14 protein-coding genes are annotated in these 17,466 nt (G+C 60.7%); 3 read left to right on the forward strand and 11 right to left on the reverse strand.

Features of this window, described 5'->3' with window-relative positions; all coding sequences use genetic code 11:
• Window positions 1–57 precede the first annotated feature (57 nt).
• Window positions 58–693, forward strand: a complete 636-nt coding sequence (locus QTA57_RS01405) for a class I SAM-dependent methyltransferase (protein WP_290153250.1) — start codon at window positions 58–60, stop codon at window positions 691–693.
• On the opposite strand, the gene QTA57_RS01410 is transcribed toward QTA57_RS01405, so the two are convergent.
• The 5 genes from QTA57_RS01410 to QTA57_RS01430 all read right to left on the reverse strand — a co-directional run bounded on the left by QTA57_RS01410 (window position 690) and on the right by QTA57_RS01430 (window position 7,336).
• Entirely contained in the window at window positions 690–1,718 is a 1,029-nt protein-coding gene (locus tag QTA57_RS01410; protein WP_290153251.1) for an endonuclease/exonuclease/phosphatase family protein, read from the reverse strand. The genes QTA57_RS01405 and QTA57_RS01410 overlap by 4 nt on opposite strands.
• Window positions 1,719–1,851: 133 nt before the next feature.
• Window positions 1,852–2,472, reverse strand: a complete 621-nt coding sequence (gene rpsD, locus QTA57_RS01415; protein WP_145211771.1) for a 30S ribosomal protein S4 — start codon at window positions 2,470–2,472, stop codon at window positions 1,852–1,854.
• A gap of 166 nt (window positions 2,473–2,638) precedes the next feature.
• Window positions 2,639–3,718, reverse strand: coding sequence for a Hint domain-containing protein (locus QTA57_RS01420; protein ID WP_290153252.1), 1,080 nt, complete (start codon window positions 3,716–3,718; stop codon window positions 2,639–2,641).
• Between the two features lie 98 nt (window positions 3,719–3,816).
• A complete protein-coding gene (locus QTA57_RS01425) occupies window positions 3,817–4,734 on the reverse strand; it encodes a lipid A-modifier LpxR family protein (protein WP_290153253.1) in 918 nt (305 codons plus the stop codon).
• Window positions 4,735–4,819: 85 nt separating this feature from the next.
• On the reverse strand, window positions 4,820–7,336 hold the full coding sequence (locus QTA57_RS01430) for an adenosylcobalamin-dependent ribonucleoside-diphosphate reductase (RefSeq protein WP_290153254.1): 2,517 nt from the start codon (window positions 7,334–7,336) through the stop codon (window positions 4,820–4,822).
• Between the two features lie 106 nt (window positions 7,337–7,442).
• Between QTA57_RS01430 and QTA57_RS01435 the strand changes: the two genes are divergently transcribed.
• Entirely contained in the window at window positions 7,443–7,874 is a 432-nt protein-coding gene (locus QTA57_RS01435) for a DUF1489 family protein (RefSeq protein WP_290153255.1), read from the forward strand.
• Window positions 7,875–7,877: 3 nt separating this feature from the next.
• Here the strand turns inward: QTA57_RS01435 and QTA57_RS01440 are convergent, their stop codons facing one another.
• The 4 genes from QTA57_RS01440 to hisS form a co-directional block, all read right to left on the reverse strand.
• The gene (locus QTA57_RS01440; RefSeq protein WP_290153256.1) at window positions 7,878–9,368 is read right to left on the reverse strand and encodes an L-lactate permease; all 1,491 of its coding nucleotides are present in this window, start codon (window positions 9,366–9,368) and stop codon (window positions 7,878–7,880) included.
• 83 nt (window positions 9,369–9,451) lie between these two features.
• On the reverse strand, window positions 9,452–10,144 hold the full coding sequence (gene hisG / locus QTA57_RS01445) for an ATP phosphoribosyltransferase (protein ID WP_290153257.1): 693 nt from the start codon (window positions 10,142–10,144) through the stop codon (window positions 9,452–9,454).
• Window positions 10,141–11,256, reverse strand: coding sequence for an ATP phosphoribosyltransferase regulatory subunit (locus QTA57_RS01450; RefSeq protein ID WP_290153258.1), 1,116 nt, complete (start codon window positions 11,254–11,256; stop codon window positions 10,141–10,143). The genes hisG and QTA57_RS01450 overlap by 4 nt, the downstream gene beginning before the upstream one ends.
• Window positions 11,253–12,734 (reverse strand): histidine--tRNA ligase, encoded by a 1,482-nt coding sequence (gene hisS, locus QTA57_RS01455; RefSeq protein ID WP_290153259.1) that lies wholly within the window; start codon window positions 12,732–12,734, stop codon window positions 11,253–11,255. The genes QTA57_RS01450 and hisS overlap by 4 nt, the downstream gene beginning before the upstream one ends.
• A gap of 151 nt (window positions 12,735–12,885) precedes the next feature.
• Between hisS and QTA57_RS01460 the strand changes: the two genes are divergently transcribed.
• Window positions 12,886–13,089 (forward strand): SlyX family protein, encoded by a 204-nt coding sequence (locus QTA57_RS01460; RefSeq protein ID WP_290153260.1) that lies wholly within the window; start codon window positions 12,886–12,888, stop codon window positions 13,087–13,089.
• A gap of 10 nt (window positions 13,090–13,099) precedes the next feature.
• On the opposite strand, the gene arsH is transcribed toward QTA57_RS01460, so the two are convergent.
• Both arsH and dnaE read right to left on the reverse strand, forming a co-directional pair.
• Entirely contained in the window at window positions 13,100–13,816 is a 717-nt protein-coding gene (arsH, locus tag QTA57_RS01465) for an arsenical resistance protein ArsH (protein ID WP_290153261.1), read from the reverse strand.
• A 106-nt stretch (window positions 13,817–13,922) separates the two neighbouring features.
• Window positions 13,923–17,369 (reverse strand): DNA polymerase III subunit alpha, encoded by a 3,447-nt coding sequence (dnaE, locus tag QTA57_RS01470; RefSeq protein ID WP_290153262.1) that lies wholly within the window; start codon window positions 17,367–17,369, stop codon window positions 13,923–13,925.
• Window positions 17,370–17,466 lie beyond the last annotated feature (97 nt).

Consider the following 17,466-nt stretch of genomic DNA (forward strand, 5'->3'; position numbering starts at 1 on the left):
AATGGCGAGAGCGAACGCCCGCTGTTCCGCGCAGATCGAATGTGGCAGGCTGCACAGATGAGCCAGACAAACGCCTCTTCCCACGACGATCTGACCGGGCGGTATGACCGCGCCGCCGGATCCTGGGGCGATAAGATGCGCACGCTTGGCTATTACGACGCCTATCTTGGGTTCCTCTCCTCCCGCATCCCCCGACCGGATGCGCGGGCGCGGGTTTTGGATGTTGGCTGCGGCACAGGGGCTTTTGCGGAGGCCTGGGCCGCGATTCATGGGCCTGCATCCGAGATCACGCTGCTTGATCCTTCCGCACCAATGCTCGACCGCGCCGAGGCCGCGCTGATGCGCCGGGATATCGTGCCGGATCGGGCGCAGGTGATGCTTGGAAACTATCAGCCCCCTGCCCTGTTTGATCACCTCCTGGCGGCACACATCATCGAACACTGCGATGATCCCGCCGCTGCGTTGGCCGAAATGCGCGCGCTGGTGCGACCGGGTGGATGCCTCTGGCTGGCCGCCTCAAAACCGCATTGGTGCAATGCGATCATCTGGCTTCAATGGCGGCACCGGACCTTCCAGCCCGATGAAATCGCCGAATTGCTTGCGGCATCCGGTTGGCACTTGGGGGCGGAATACGCCTTCCCCGCCGGTCCACCATCGCGGACCAGCCGGGGGTATCTTGCCCGCGCGATCTAGCCGCGTTCCGGCTTCCATTTAAAATTGACCTGAACGACGCCATGATCGTTGGTGCCGCTTTCTTTGTGATCGTCCCGGTTCAGATGATCGTTCTCGACCACCATTTCATCAAAGGCCCAAAGCCGCTTTTTCGAATTGTCGTAGAACTGCTCCGAAAACAGAATGTGATCCAGACTTTCCCGCTGCTTCTTGAAAACATGCGTGTAATAGACATCGCGGGTTGAGCGGTATTCTTGAATGGTCTGCGCCGTATAAAGCGCATTGCCGCCGCCGCCCCGCGACAAAGGCGATAAATAAGACGGCTGCTCACTGAGGATGTTCAGCGTGTTGCTCGCCTTGCCGTCATTCATATCGCCCAGCACCACGACGGGCGTGTCGCTGTCTTTGGCAATCTTGGTGATCAATACTCTCAGCGCGGTGGCCTCCGCCGTCCGCCGGATGGTGGACAACGCATAGCCAAGCGCGGTGCTGTGGTCTCCATGCACATCGCGATCATACCAATCGCGCTCCCGCCAAACCTGATGCGGGCGGCGTGATTTGAAATGACAGACGAACACCTCAATCGCGGGTGTATCGTCATGGGGTTTGACGCGCAGATGCATGACAGGCCGCGAAAAGCTGTCGAGATTGACCGAGATGTCGGATTGTTGCGGATCATCACCAGAGGATTTGAGAACCATCTCTTCTGGAAAATCGGTGATCCATTCCGGATCGCCCACGACCATATCGCTCCGGACCACGGCGGCGCAGACAATGCGGTTGCCCGGATGCCCCGGCGGCGTCAGGGCCACGAAATCATCCGCAAGCCCCGCCGCCTCAATGGCATCTTTCAGTGCCTCGGGGGCCCAAAGCTCTTGGATACCGACAACATCGGCCGAGAGGCGGGCCAGCATATCACCGGTGAACTCGATCTTCCGGTCATAGACCTCTTGCGGCCAGCCATCTCTATCGCCGTAAATGGCTTCGCCCGGCGTTTGAAGATTGAGCAGGTTAAAAGACGCAAAAGAAATGTCGCGTGCAGTCATGTCTAATACTCCAAATACGAAAATATATTCAGGTATCGTACAGGAAAACCGCTTTTCATGACATGGTGGTGACGCTCAAACGCAAAACGCCGCCCCAATTGGGACGGCGTTTTCTGGCAAATCTCGGCGAAGATCAGTTCTTCGCGTAATATTCCACGACCAGGTTCGGCTCCATATGAACCGGATAGGGCACATCGCCCAGGCCCGGCGTACGGGTGAAGGTGGCGGTCATTTTCGAGTGGTCGGCTTCGATGTAATCCGGCACATCGCGCTCGGCCAGTTGCACGGCTTCGAGCACCACGGCGAGTTGTTTGGAGCGATCGCGCACTTCGATCACGTCACCCTCTTTCACACGGTAGGAGGGGATGTTGACCTTCTGGCCGTTCACCTTGACATGGCCGTGGTTCACGAACTGGCGTGCGGCGAAAACGGTCGGCACGAATTTCGCGCGATAGACAACCGCGTCCAGGCGGCGTTCCAGCAGGCCGATCAGGTTTTCACCGGTATCGCCTTTGACCCGCTCAGCTTCGGCATAGATGCGGCGAAACTGCTTCTCGGTCAGGTCGCCATAGTAGCCTTTCAGCTTCTGCTTGGCGCGCAGCTGGATACCGAAATCCGACAGCTTGCCCTTGCGGCGCTGACCGTGCTGACCGGGGCCGTATTCGCGACGGTTGACGGGGGATTTCGGACGCCCCCAGATGTTTTCACCCATCCGGCGGTCAATTTTGTATTTGGCAGACGTGCGTTTGGTCACGGCTGATCTCCTTCGTTAGAGCGCCCCCGAGACGGAGGCTATGAAGGGCGTTGTCCTTTGCCTTGCGGCCGACAGGCGTTCCCTCGCGGGAGCCACCAACACCAATGAAAACCCCGCCAGTCACCTGGCGGGAATGACGCGCCTTCTATCGCAAATAGCGGCGGTGTCAATGGCGAGATGGCGCGCCGAAGCCGGTATTGGCCTGCATCAAAATCGCGGCTTCGGCCCGGTTCACCATACGCCGCGCTGCGGGGCCATAGATATGCGGGTCCTGAGATAGTTCCGGCCGCATCTCCAACAAGCTGTCGCGCTGTAGTTGGTCAAGATGATCCAACCCCATGAAACCCGGGTGGAAGGTCTCGACCTCCAACCCATTGGCCCAGATCACCTGATGCCGGTCGAGCATCAGATGCACATAGAAGGTTTCGCGCAAGGAATGATCCACAGTGATGAACCGATCCCCCACCAGATCGGCGGCACGGACCAGCACCTCTGGTTCGCCCCAGAGATCCATCGCGGCCGGGCCTTTGACCAAAACCCGGTGCTCGGGCGAGACGATCAAATCTTCATCCGGGCGCTCAATACCAAGTGCGCCCACGCGCATACGGATCGGACGCTGATCCGGCATCGCAAAAAGCCGGGCGCCCGACATCCGCCGGTGACCAGACCAGATCACCTCTTGCGGGCCGTCATCGCGCGTTAGAATTCTGTCGCCAGGTCCGAGATCTTCGATCGCCATCTCGCCGTCTTCGGTCTGAAGCCGCGTGCCCGGGGTGAAACAAATCACCGAGGGTTTGACATCCGAGACCGGCGGCAAGATGCGCTGACTGGCTTGGACAATCGTCAATTGGCGGTTCGCTGGCGGCATATCCTCCGGAAATAGCAAAATGGGCACACGTCCATCCGCCGGCACCACGGGAACGACCGTAAAAAACCGCGCCCCATCGGATAGGATAAACGCCCCTCGAAAAAGCGGGTCGGCCTCTTCTGCGGCTTCTTCGGCCTCGGTCGGTGGTGCGGTTTGCAGCAGCTTCCGCACGACGAGCCCTGCCCGCCTGCGCAGCTCGTCATGGTCGCGGCTTGCGCCCAGCAAAAGGGCCGCCCGGTCCCCCTCAAGCGGCAACGCTCTGCCGCTCCAAGACCAACTCATGCCCTCGGCCAGCTCGTGTGTTTGATCCGCAGGGAACCCTTCGACCAAGGTCTGCGCCCATGAAATCATGAACGCGCCCCGAAAGCCCGTGCCCATCTGTCCCGCCTCATGCGTTTTTGTTTTTATTCGGCCTTTTCAGCCTGTTCTGAGCAAATGCTAACAGAACCGATTCGCCGAGGGAAGAGCGGGTTTGCCTAAAACACCCATCCGACGGTGAGCGATCCGATGACTTGGCCCTCGGGCTGGCCAACAAATTCTTCGGACAGATATGTCATGCCATAGAAGATATTTGTCTCACCAATCCCGTAATTGACCCCGGCGCGCAAGCGATACCGCTGATCCTCCACGTCATATCCCCGGTCGGCGGGCAGGAGTTCGGAACTATCGACAAAGGCGACGTCACCGCCGACGAGATAGGAAAAACCCTGATCATCCAAGGTGTTAACGCCATTGATCCGCTGCCCTGAGACAACATCGCGCACACGAAGACCACCATCGCCAAAGCCGCCGAATGTCAGATCGACCCCTGCGCGCGCCATATTCTCGACCCCCGCTTGCAACTCAACAAAGGGCCGGATCGCGCCGCCGGTGAAGTGAATATCGCGCGCGATCTCGAGCGTCCCGTGCAGAAAAACGCCGTTATCGATCTGGAAGCTCTCCACATTCAGCTGTGGCAAGCTGAGCACATCATGGATCGAAGATTGCACACCACGTAGGCCGGTTTGCTCCCCAATCACGACGATATCGGCACCCGCGGCTACATCAAATCCGTACCAATCGAAATGCAGATGCGCCCCTGCGCTTAGCATGCCTGCATAAAGCCGATCCGCCGGGCTTGGGTTGCCCAGATTGTTTGGTGCCACGATCTCAGCCCGGAACCGATACTCGACGACATCCCCCAAGCGCGGGCTCAGCTGGCCCTGCCATTCCGGCCCGCGAATGAAGGAAAATGAATAGGATCCGGTGCGCCAACGGTCACTGCCATCGCCAATCCAGTCATTATTGAAAACGCGCGCCACGCCGAGTGTTTCTCGGCCCTGCGCAAGCGCCGGGCTGAGTCCCAAAAGCACAGCAATAAAGGTAAACCCCGCAAAGCGGATGCCTCGGATCATACGAACTGCCCCATATCTGTCGCCATCGTTTTTTTGTGGCGTATTTCAGAATTATGGCGAAATTAGCACGAGCGCCGCGGCGCGGCTAGCCGCATTTAGAATATCCGCAATCTGCACAAGTCAGGCAGCCCTCGATCATCCGCATTTCATGGCTGCCACATGAGGAACAGACCGGCCCGCGTGGGCGGGAGCCGACCTCCATCACCTCAGCCTGAGGGTCGGATTTCAGCCCCATCCCCTCGCCATCGATGAACCCGATGGAAATCAAGTGCCGCTCAATCACGCCACCAATCGCCGCCAGTATAGAGGGCACGTATTTGCCGTTCATCCAGGCGCCGCCGCGCGGGTCGAACACCGCTTTCAACTCTTCGACGACAAAAGAAATGTCGCCGCCACGCCGGAACACCGCCGAGATCATCCGGGTCAGCGCCACGGTCCAAGCGAAATGCTCCATATTCTTGGAGTTGATGAAGACCTCGAACGGGCGACGGTGGCCGTTCTGCACAATGTCGTTGATCGTGATGTAAATCGCATGGCTGCTTTCGGGCCAACGCAGCTTGTAGGTCTGCCCTTCCAGCGATTGCGGGCGGTCCAGCGGTTCGGAGATGTAAACGACATCGCCGTGCGGAATGGACGGCGGGGCATCATGATCCGCAGCAATCACTCTATCTACGCCCAAGTCACCAAACAGCAACCAACCGGCTGGAACACTTAAGACTTCAGACAGCCTCCGGGCACTCTCTTTCGATATCTCGCCTCCTTGCAGATACCGACCAAGCGACGTGGCATCGACAGATGCTGCCTCCGCCAACTCTGCCTTCGTTTGATATGGTGATCGCTCGAACGCCCAAGCCAAACGTTCTGAAGAACTCTCCATCTCCGGCAAGTTATTCAGTGGGGCGTTTGCTCTGCCAACACTCAAAACAGACCCCGTCACATCATTGGGCCGGTAGGTGGTGCAGCCCTTACAACCGCTGTCCCAAGCTTGCATATAGACGTCTTTAAAATCCTCGAAGCTGATATCCTCGGGGCAGTTGATCGTCTTCGAAATCGAGCTGTCGATCCAGCGCTGCGCTGCGGCCTGCATCTTCACATGATCGCCCGGCGGCAAAGTTTGCGCATTCACGAAATGATCCGGCAGGTCGATATCACCGAATTTTTCGCGCCAAAGCTGGACCGCGTAATCCTCCACCTCTTCTTCGGTGCGCGAGCCATCGCGCTGCAGCACTTTGCGGGTGTAGCTATAGGCAAAAACCGGTTCGATGCCGGAGGACACATTGCCAGCATAAAGCGAAATGGTGCCGGTCGGCGCGATGGAGGTCAGAAGCGCGTTGCGGATGCCATGCTGCCGGATCGCGTCGCGCACATCCTCGTCCATATGCCTCATATTGCCGGAGGCCAGGAAGCCATCGGCGTCAAAGAGTGGGAAACTGCCTTTCTCCTTCGCCAGATCGACGGAGGCGAGATAGGCCGCGCGGGCGATCTGCTGCATCCACGCTTCGGTTTGCGCGGCGGCATCATCGGAGCCATAGCGCAAGCCCAACATCAACAGGGCATCGGCAAGGCCTGTCACGCCCAACCCGATCCGGCGCTTGGCCTGCGCCTCCTGCGCTTGCTGTTCGAGCGGGAAGCGGCTGGCATCGACCACATTGTCCATCATCCGGATCGCCACGCACACCAGATCATCCAGCGCCGCTTCGTCCAGATGCGCCGTCGTCTCAAACGGGTTCGCCACAAGGCGGGCAAGGTTCAAAGACCCTAAAAGGCACGCACCATAGGGGGGCAAAGGCTGCTCCCCGCAGGGGTTGGTTGCCGCGATTTTTTCGACATAGTTCAAGTTGTTGGCCGCGTTGATCCGGTCGATAAAGATCACGCCCGGCTCGGCATAATCATAGGTCGACTGCATGATCTTGTTCCACAGATCACGCGCCTCGACCGTGTGGTAAACCTTGCCGTCGAAGATCAAGTCCCAGGACGCGTCGGCCTTGACCGCCTCCATAAATGGGTCTGTCACCAGCACGCTCACATTGAACATCCGGAGCCGCGCCGGGTCAGATTTCGCGGTGATGAAATCCTCGATATCGGGATGATCGCAGCGCATCGTCGCCATCATCGCGCCACGCCGGGAGCCCGCCGACATGATCGTGCGGCACATCGCGTCCCACACATCCATGAAACTGAGCGGGCCCGATGCATCGGCAGCGACCCCTTTCACATCCGCGCCTTTCGGTCGGATTGTGGAGAAGTCATACCCGATGCCGCCGCCTTGCTGCATGGTCAAGGCGGCCTCTTTCAGGTTGTCGAAAATCCCCCCCATGCTGTCAGGGATCGTGCCCATGACGAAGCAATTGAAGAGTGTCACCGCCCGGCCCGTCCCTGCGCCCGCCGTGATCCGGCCTGCGGGGAGATATTTGAAATCTTCCAGCGCGGCATAGAACCGCTCTTCCCAAACCGCAGGATCGGCCTCGACGGAGGCCAAATCCCGCGCGATGCGGCGCCAAGTATCCTCGACGGTCTGATCAATGGGGGTGCCATCGGCCTCTTTCAGCCGGTACTTCATATCCCAGATTTGTTCAGCAATTGGGGCGGAAAAGCGGGACATTGGCGGCAGCTCCCTGGGCGCGGTGGGGTTACGAAACTAGCAGCGTTCTGTGGATAAGTCTACCAAACCTTGTGGCCTTTTGCGGTAGATCGCTAGATATATAGCTATGGCTGCGAATCTCAATCTCATCAAGCTTTCTGTCGGCACCGAGCATGTCGAAGGCCTGGCCGCCTGGCAGGCGAGCCCCCGCGCGCAGGGCCCCGATGGATTGCCGCGCCATGTCACGCGGATGTGGCCAAAACGCGCGGAAGAGCTGCTGGATGGCGGGTCGATCTATTGGGTGATCAAAGGCGTTATCCTCGCGCGGCAACGCATTTTGCGGCTTGATGAAGTCGATCGCGGCGACGGGATCACCCGCTGTGGCATCGTCCTCGATCCGATGCTTGTGCGGGTGGAGGCAACCCCCAAACGCGCGTTTCAGGGCTGGCGCTATCTGCCAGGTTCGGACGCGCCAAGCGACTTGAGCGCGGCGCGGAGCCATGAAGACAGCCTGCCACCCGCTCTGCAATCCGCGCTGGCCGAGATCGGGGTGCGCTGAGGCTCACGCCATCAAAGTCAGCCCAAGGACCGCCAGACCACCCAGGAGCATGTAAAGCGCCGCCGCCCCAAGCGTGCGTGACAGAACCTCGCCCTCTCGGCCAATCAAACCAACGGTCGCGGCCCCTGCGATGATGTTATGCGGCGCAATGATGTTGCCAATCGCCGAGCCGAAACCCTGTGCCGCCGCCATGGTGATCGCGGGCAGAGACAGGCTTTCCGCCGCCGCCAATTGCAGCTCGGTAAAGAGGATGTTGGAGGCCGTGGCTGACCCAGTGATAAAGGTGCCCAAGGCCCCAACAGCCGGGGCGAGGATCGGCCAAACGGCCCCCGTGCCCGCCGCCGCCTCGGCCAGCGCCCCGATCATCCCGGAATGCACCAAGACCCGCGAGAGTGACAGCATCACCAAAAGCGCGGCGCTGACCGGCACCAATCGGCGGAGGGCCGCACGCACCGAAGGACCAACGCTCGTCATACGCGCGGTCAAAAGCGCGCCAACGATCAGGCCCAGCCACATCAGGCTCCCCGGATGATAGAGCGGCTGGAAACTACCCGAAAAACTGCCATGCAGGACCCAAGCCAGATCCAACCCGCGCAACGCCTCTTGGACGGGTGCGATCAACCGCGTGATCAACACCAACCCGACGATCAGCAGATAAGGTGCCAGATCAGGCAGAAGGGCCCGCGCCTCGAATGGTCGCGACTGGCCTTGGCGACGCAGGAGCAGGATAAAGACGAAGCCCCCCAGGAGCGCGCCGCCAAGGCTGGGTACCTCCGGCCCGGTCAGAGAGGCAAGCGCCAGGAACGGGACGAAAAAACAGAGCGCGGCCAGCGCTGACCAAGCGAGGTCTGAGCGGCGCAGCGGCCCCTCCCCCGCCAACCGAACCATCAGCAGCAACAGAATCCAACCAAGCGCGGCATGGAGCAGCGCGACACGCCCCGCCAATGCGCTGGCCTCCAACCCTGACACCTCCAATTGCGCCAGCGTCGGCGTACCCACAGCCCCAAAGGACACACCCGCGGCGTGCCCGAGAAGTGCCAAAGACACGGCCCGCACCGGCGCGTAGCCGAGCCCGACCAAAAGCGGCGCGGCCAAGGCCACGGGCGTACCGAACCCGGCCGCGCCTTCAATGAACAATCCGAAAAACCAACCGATCAGGATCGCCTGCAATCGCCGGTCTTCTGTCAAACCCGCGAGGGCGCTGCGGATGCGCTCCGCTGCACCGGTTCGTTGGAGATACTCATAAAGCGCCAGCGCCGGCAGGATGATCCACAAAATGGCGATGGTCGAATGCGCCTCTGCGAAGACACCCATCCCGGCCTGCAGACGCGGCACTGGCGCCACCTCCGCCAAATCAAACGGTCCGATCCAGCCAAGCGCCAAGATCAACGCCAGGGTTAAGCCCAACGCCCCTGCCACCGCCGCCGACCAACGCAACACCACCATCGCGACCAACACGGTCATCAGCGGTAGCGCGGCAAGGAAAACGGCCATTCACAGCTCCTGAACTGGCAAATTGGACCGACGGCACCGATGCGGCGCAAGATCCCTTCCGCCAACCTAGGCGAGGCAGCAGGTCAGAGCAATTCGAGCTTGTCCTGAAGCGTGTGCAATGCGGCGCGGATATCGTCATCCCAAGGCGCTGCCCGGGATTTGAACAGCGTCGCCTGGCTGCGATGCACCAATCCGTCACTCAGGATTTTCAAGTGGTTCGCCCGCAAGGTCTCTCCGGTGGAGGTGATGTCCGCAATCGCTTCGGCGGTCTGGTGTTTTACAGTGCCTTCTGTCGCGCCCTGGCTGTCGACCAATTGATAATCGGCCACGCCCGAATCTTGCAGAAACTCGCGCACCAGGCGGTGATATTTCGTGGCAATGCGCAACCGGAACCCATGCGCCTCGCGGAAATCCGCAGCGACTACATCGAGATCATCAAGTGTTTCAACATCAACCCAAAGCTTCGGCACGGCAATCACCAGATCGGCAAACCCGAACCCCATCGGCGCCAGCTCGGCCACGACTTGCTCCCAAAGCGGGATACGCTCGCGGACCAAATCACTGCCCGTGACGCCCAGATGAATCCGCCCCGCCTGCAACTCGCGTGGAATCTCCGACGCGCTAAGCAGCAGCAATTGCAGATCCGCACCGTCCACGCGCGCGGCATATTCCCGATCCGACCCGCTCCGTTGCATCACGATGCCACGGGTCGCGAACCAATCGAAGGTCTTCTCCATCAGGCGACCTTTCGAAGGGACAGCGAGTTTCAAGCTCATCGCGTACCCTCCGCCAAATGGCTGTGCAAATGCTGCACCAATTCGGGCCGGATCACGCCGCCAACGGCGGGAATATCGCGCCCGCCGCCCAAAACATGGCAGAGCGCGTCGTACCGTCCACCGGTTGCAACCGGTGGCATATCAGGGCGGGCATCGGCCAAGAAGCCAAAGACGAACCCGTCGTAATACTCCATATTCGTGCGGCCATAGCTCGCCTCGAACGCCAGCCCGGCCACGTCGATTCCGGCCGTGTCGAGCGCCTCCATCCGGCGTGCCATCCGAGCCACCGCATGACTGATTCCTGGCAGATCGACCGCGATGTCGCGCAGATGTTCATGGGCGTTGGTCAGCGTCTCACGCAGGGAGAGGATGACATCCAAAACCTCGGCCTCGGCCGAGCCAATCGGCTCCGCCATTGCCTCCTCTTGGAGCAGTTCGACTCGGCGCGCGATCTCGCCGGGGCTGCGCAAACCTATATTGGGGCTTGCCGCCGCGATCAGGGTTTCGACACCGTTATCTGCCGCTTTCAGAAGCTCAGCCCGACCCGCAGGCGCTGGTTTCCGCCCCGTGAATCGGTCCAAAAGCACCCGGAACCGCCGTGGTCGCCAGATATGGCGGCGCAACGCCCGTTTGCGGCGCTCTGTTGTCGAAAGGCTATCGACCGCCGCCAGGAGGATACCGATATCGCCCGTCACAGGGCGCAGGCCAAGCGGCGAAAGCACTTCGGAGAAGAGCGCAAACACCTCGGCATCGGACCCTGCAGGATTGCTCCGATCAAAGATCTCGTACCCGACTTGCAGATATTCGCTGGCCCGGTTGGCGCCAGCGGGTTGCTTACGGAACACCTCGCCCAGATAGGTGTAGCGCGCGGGCTCCGCCCCCTCTTCCATATGCCTCTGCACAACCGGTACGGTGAAATCCGGGCGCAACATCAACTCGCCCCGGTCGGGGTCATGGGTGGTGTAAGCGCGCGCGCGGATGTCCTCACCATAAAGGTCGAGAAGCGTGTCGGCGGGTTGCAACAGATCGGCCTCAACCGGCACCGCGCCCGAGGCCTGGAAAAACGCCTGAAGCCGCGCGGCTTCGGCCCGGATCGCCGCTTTGTCGCTCACGCCTGACGGTCCAGAATGCTGCGGACTTCGGCGACCAAATCGGCCAGCGGCACTTCGCGTTGCGCGGGTTGGGACTTCCATTCTTCCAGCGTCGCATCTTGGGCAATCTGCGCGCCCAGAACTAGATCTTTGATCTGCACGACGCCCCGCGCGGCTTCGTCGGAGCCCTGGATAATCGCCACCGGGCTTTCGCGTTTATCGGCATATTTCAACTGGTTACCGAAATTCTTCGGATTGCCCAAATAAACCTCGGCCCGGATACCGGCTTGGCGCAAGGTTGCGACCATCGACTGATAATCGCCCATCCGATCGCGATCCATCACCGTCACGATCACCGGGCCTTGCGCTGCGCCGCCGATCCGGCCCTTGGCGCGCAATGCGGCAAGCAAACGGTCGACCCCGATAGAGATTCCGGTCGCCGGAACCTCCTGGCCCGTGAAGCGTTTCACCAGGTCGTCATAGCGGCCGCCGCCGGCAACCGACCCGAACTGTCGAGGGCGGCCCTTTTCGTCTTTGATTTCGAAGGTCAGTTCCGCCTCATAAACCGGCCCTGTGTAATAGCCGAGGCCGCGCACGACACTCGGGTCGATCTCAATTCGATCCGGGCCATAGCCTTGCGCGGCCAAGAGTTCCGCAATGGTTTCAAGCTCTTGCACGCCCTGCGCGCCGATCTCGGAACCTTGCACCAGCTCGGTCAGGCGCGTGACCGTGGCGGAGCCCGTTTCGCGCTTGGCGGCCATGAACCCCATGATGATCTCGGCTTGGTCCGGCGCCAAACCCGCCCCTTTGGTATAATCGCCGGACTCATCCTCACGACCTTCGCCAAGCAGGGCGCGAACGCCGATCTCGCCAAGCCGATCCAGCTTGTCGATGGCGCGCAAGACAATGCCGCGCTCGGCCTCTTTGTCATCGCCGGAAAGGCCCGCGACCCCCATCACGCCGTTCAAAACTTTGCGGTTGTTCACCCGCACGATGTAGTCGCCACGCGGGATGCCAACCGCCTCCAGCGTATCGGCCAGCATCGCACAAATCTCGGCATCTGCGGCCATCGAGGCAGAGCCAACTGTATCTGCATCACATTGATAAAACTGCCGAAACCGCCCCGGCCCCGGCTTCTCATTGCGCCAGACGGGCCCCATGGTGAAGCGGCGATAGGGGTTGGGCAGGTCGTTGCGGAACTGGGCGGCGACACGGGCCAGGGGCGCCGTCATATCATAACGCAGCGCCAGCCAGTCGCCCTCTTCCTCTTGCCAGGCAAAGACGCCCGCGTTCGGACGATCTACATCGGGCAGGAACTTGCCCAACGCCTCGACCGTTTCCACCGCGGAGGTTTCCAGCGGGTCGAAGCCATAGCGGTTGTAGACCTCGGCGATCACCCGCAACATCTCGTTGCGTTCGGTCACTTCCGCGCCGAAATAGTCCCGGAACCCTTTCGGCGTTTCGGCCTTGGGGCGGGGTTGTTTTTTCACTTTGGCCATGGGTGGTCACGTCCGGATTTGAGGGTCGCGGGACGTGTAGCCGAGGGGGCCGGTCGGGGCAAGGTTGCGGTGAAACGGACCGTATGGAAATGGTATGGTTCCGGTATGGAACCGGTATGTATGAAAAGCGGATGGGGTACGAGGGTCTGATATGACAAGCCAAGCGGAATTGGAGGAGCAGATCGCCCATCTGGTGCGGACGGTGGAGGATCTCTCAGAGGTCGTCGCAAGGCAAGACGCGGAAATCGCCACGCTGACCCGGCGAGTGGAGATGCTGATGATGCGCGAGGCGGAGCGCGAGGTCGACGGCGGCGGAACGGTGCCGCTCGCCGATCAAAAGCCGCCGCACTGGTAAGGGCGCGAAGCTATTCGCCAATTGCCTGTGGCGCGTTCACCCGTTTGGACAGCTCGGCCCGGCTCTCTTTTCGCTCACTATACCGATCAAGCAGGTAGCCGCGATTGTCGCGGGTCAGCCAGGTGAATTTCACCAACTCCTCCATCACGTCGACCATGCGGTTGTAATAGGGCGAAGGGCGCATCCGACCCGCCTCATCAAACTCCTGCCAGGCTTTGGCAACCGAGGATTGGTTTGGAATCGTCAGAAGCCGCATCCAACGGCCGAGAATGCGGAGTTGGTTGACCGCGTTGAAGCTTTGCGAGCCGCCGCAGACCTGCATGACCGCCAAAGTCTTCCCTTGCGTCGGGCGGACGCCGCCCATCGACAGCGGTATCCAATCGATCTGCGCTTTCATGATACCCGACATTGCCCCGTGACGTTCGGGTGAGCACCAAACCATCCCGTCGCTCCAAGTCACGAGGTCACGCAGTTCTTGCACCTTCGGGTGATCCGGTTCGGCTGCATCCGGGAGTGGCAGGCCGGTTGGGTCGAAGGTTCTGGTCTCGGCACCAAAACGATCCAGAACGCGCGCCGCTTCCTCCGACATCAAACGGCTGTAAGAGCGGTCTCGCAGCGAGCCATAGAGCAACAGGATTTTTGGCGGCGCATCGGTACGCTCAGGGAAAAGCCGCGTGTTATCCAGGGGCTGGAAACAGGCGGGGTCGAAGGCGGCGGTATCGGTCATATGGCGCTCCCTGAGGTCGCGCAGGGTTTAGGCAGCGAGGCGCATCGCGAAAAGGGGGCACGGGGAAGCGCACGACCGGTCTTGGACTGCAGGTCTTCGCCGGTCGCTAGACTTCCTCCACCATCATCACACCGCCGAGGCTTTTCAACGCGCCTTTGATCTGAGGGTTTACTGGGAAATCCTCGCCCAGAAGCACATCAACTTCGCCCGGCAGATCGGGGTCCATCAGGCAGAGATGCACTGGGCCGCGCCCCTTGAGTCTACCTTCGCCTTTGGCGCGCTCCAGAAGACCCGCGACGCTCGGGATCGCCTCGGGCTCTTCCACGAAGATACGCAGGCCCGCGCCGATATCCCCGGCGATATTGTCGTCCACCGGTTGAACACCGCGGGCAAGGAGCTTGAGGCTGTCGCCCTCCTGCGTCGCTTCGACCTGCAAGACGACATTGGCCCCGGTGTCGAGATGCTCGCGGGCGGTCTCCAGCACGTCGCTGAACATGGTGACCTCATAAAGGCCGGTGGGATCGGAGAGCTGCACGAAGGCAAACCGGTTGCCGCGCTGGCTTTTCCGCTCCTGACGACCGGAGACCGCGCCGGCCATTTTCGCGACGAAAGCCCCGCCCTGAACCCGGTTCTCGACCTCGGCGAGTGTCAGACAACCTTTGCGCTTCAGGGACGGCATGTAGTCGTCAAGTGGATGGCCAGAGAGGTAGAATCCGATCGCCATATGTTCATTGGCAAGCCGTTCATTGGGCAGCCAGTCGTCGCGCGTCGGCAAGCGGGGTTCTGGCAGGTCATCGCCGGCCTCACCAAAAAGCGACACCTGATCGGAGGCGCGTTGATCGTGGATCGCCGCGGAATAGGCCGTGAGCGCGTCGAGGCTTTCGAACACCCGGGCGCGGTTGCGGTCCAACTCGTCAAAAGCGCCCGCGCGGGCGAGCATTTCCAACGAACGCTTGCCGATACGTTTGAGGTCGGCGCGGCGGGCCAGGTCGAAGAGGGTTGCGAAAGGCGTCTCGCCCCGCGCTTCTTCGATCAGTTTCATCGCTTCTACACCGACATTCTTGAGCCCGCCGAGGGCATAGACGACCTTGCCGTCTTTTACCGTAAAGCTCGCCGACGAGCGGTTCACGCAGGGCGGGATCGTTTCGATCTCAAGCCGGTCAACCTCTTGTTTGTAAACGCCTAATTTATCAGTCAGGTGGATGTCGCAATTCATCACGGCGGCCATGAACTCGACGGGGTAGTTGGCCTTCAACCAGGCGGTTTGGTAACTCACAACCGCATAGGCGGCGGCGTGGGATTTGTTGAAGCCGTAATTGGCGAACTTATCGAGCAGGTTCCAAACTTCGGTGGCCTTGGCTTTATCCACCCCGTTTTCTGCCGCGCCTTTCAGGAATTTCGGGCGTTCGGCATCCATCGCTTCTTGGATCTTCTTGCCCATGGCACGGCGCAGCAAATCGGCGCCGCCAAGCGAGTAGCCCGCCATCTCTTGGGCAATCTGCATCACCTGTTCCTGATAGACGATGATGCCTTGGGTTTCGTCCAAGATGTGATCAATCGTCGGGTGCAACAATTCGCGGTCAGAAAGGTTGTTTTTTACCTCGCAGAATTTCGGGATGTTCTCCATCGGGCCCGGACGATAGAGCGCCACAAGGGCGATGATGTCTTCGATGCAATCCGGCTTCATCCGCCGCAGCGCATCCATCATGCCCGAGCTTTCCACCTGAAACACCGCAACCGTTTTGGCGGAGGCGTAGAGCTTGTAGGTTTTCTCGTCATCGAGGGGGATCATCCCCGGATCGATCTCGATCCCACGTTCTTCTAGAAGATCGACGGCATTCTGCACCACCGTCAGGGTTTTCAGACCGAGGAAGTCGAACTTCACCAGCCCCGCTGGCTCGACCCATTTCATGTTGAATTGCGTCGCGGGCATATCGGACCGAGGGTCCTGATAAAGCGGGACCAGCTCGTCGAGCGGACGGTCGCCGATCACCACCCCGGCGGCGTGGGTAGAGGCGTTGCGGAGCAGCCCTTCGACCTGCTGGCCATAAGTCAGAAGCCGATCAACCACCTCCTCTTCTTTCGCCATTTCGCGCAGGCGTGGCTCATCGGCCAGCGCCTTCTCGATCGAGACGGGTTTCACGCCCTCAACCGGGATCATTTTCGACAGACGATCAACCTGGCCAAACGGCATCTGCAGGACGCGGCCCACATCGCGGACGGCGGCCTTACTGAGCAATGCGCCAAAAGTGATGATTTGCCCAACCTTGTCGCGCCCGTATTTCTCCTGGACGTAGCGGATGACTTCTTCGCGCCGATCCATGCAAAAATCGATGTCGAAATCGGGCATCGAGACCCGTTCGGGGTTCAGGAACCGTTCAAACAGCAAAGAGTACCGCAGCGGGTCCAGATCGGTGATGGTCAGCGCATAGGCCACCAGACTGCCCGCACCCGAGCCGCGCCCCGGCCCGACAGGGATGTCATGATCCTTCGCCCATTTGATGAAATCGGCCACGATCAGGAAGTAACCGGGGAAGCCCATCCCCTCGATGATCCCAAGCTCGAAATCGAGGCGTTTCTCATACGCCTCGACAGAGGCGGCGGGTTCGATCACCGAAAGCCGGGCTTTCAGTCCTTCATGGGACTGACGGCGCAGTTCGTCCACTTCGTTCTCGGCAAAACGCGGCAAGATCGGATCATGCGTTCGCGCCCGAAAGGCGCACCGGCGTGCGATCTCGACCGTGTTTTCAAGCGCCTCTGGCAGATCGGCAAACAGCACCGCCATCTCTTCCGGCGTCTTGAAGTAGTGCTGCGGCGTCAGGCGGCGGCGAGGCTCTTGTTGGTCGACATAAGCGCCTTGCGCGATGCAGATCAGCGCATCATGCGCCTCGTACATATCGGGTTTCGGGAAATAGGCATCATTGGTGGCCACCAGCGGCAGCCCCTGCGCATAGGCGGTTTCGACGAACCATTCTTCAGTCAGTCGCTCGGCCTCAGGGGCGCTGGCATCGTCACGCGGATGGCGCTGCAACTCGATATAGAGCCGGTCCGCATAGGCAGCGGTCAGCCGGGACAGAAGCGCCTCGGCCTTCGCGCGCTGATTATCCTGCATCAGACGGCCAAGCGGCCCATCCGGCCCGCCGGTCAGACAGATCAAACCGCCGGCGTGGGCTTCGAGCTCGGCCAAAGTCACATGCGGCAGGCTCCCATCCCCGCGCAAATAGAGGCAGGAGTTGAGCTTCATCAGGTTCTCATACCCGGCGGCATTCTGCGCCAGCAGAACCAAAGCCGCAGGGTCTCGCGCCCGTTCACCTTGCGCCACTTCGTCATAGAGCAGATCGACCTGGCAGCCGATGATCGGCTGAATGCCCGCCTTGGCTGCGGTCTCGGAAAACTCCAGGGCGCAAAACATGTTGTTCGTGTCGGTCACGGCAACCGCGGGCATCCCGGCGCCCGCCGCCATTCCCGGCAATTTCTTGACCCGCATCGCCCCTTCAAGAAGCGAATATTCGGTGTGAAGGCGGAGATGGATGAATCGGGGCTGCTCGGTCATGACGGCGAGGCTACCGCAGGATGATGGGGTGCGCCACCGCGATGACCACCCGATCTTGGGGATAACATGTTGGGCCTGCCATGATCGCGCATCTCCG

The organism is Fontisubflavum oceani, from assembly GCF_030407165.1.
GTDB classification, from domain to species: Bacteria; Pseudomonadota; Alphaproteobacteria; order Rhodobacterales; family Rhodobacteraceae; genus Rhodophyticola; species Rhodophyticola oceani.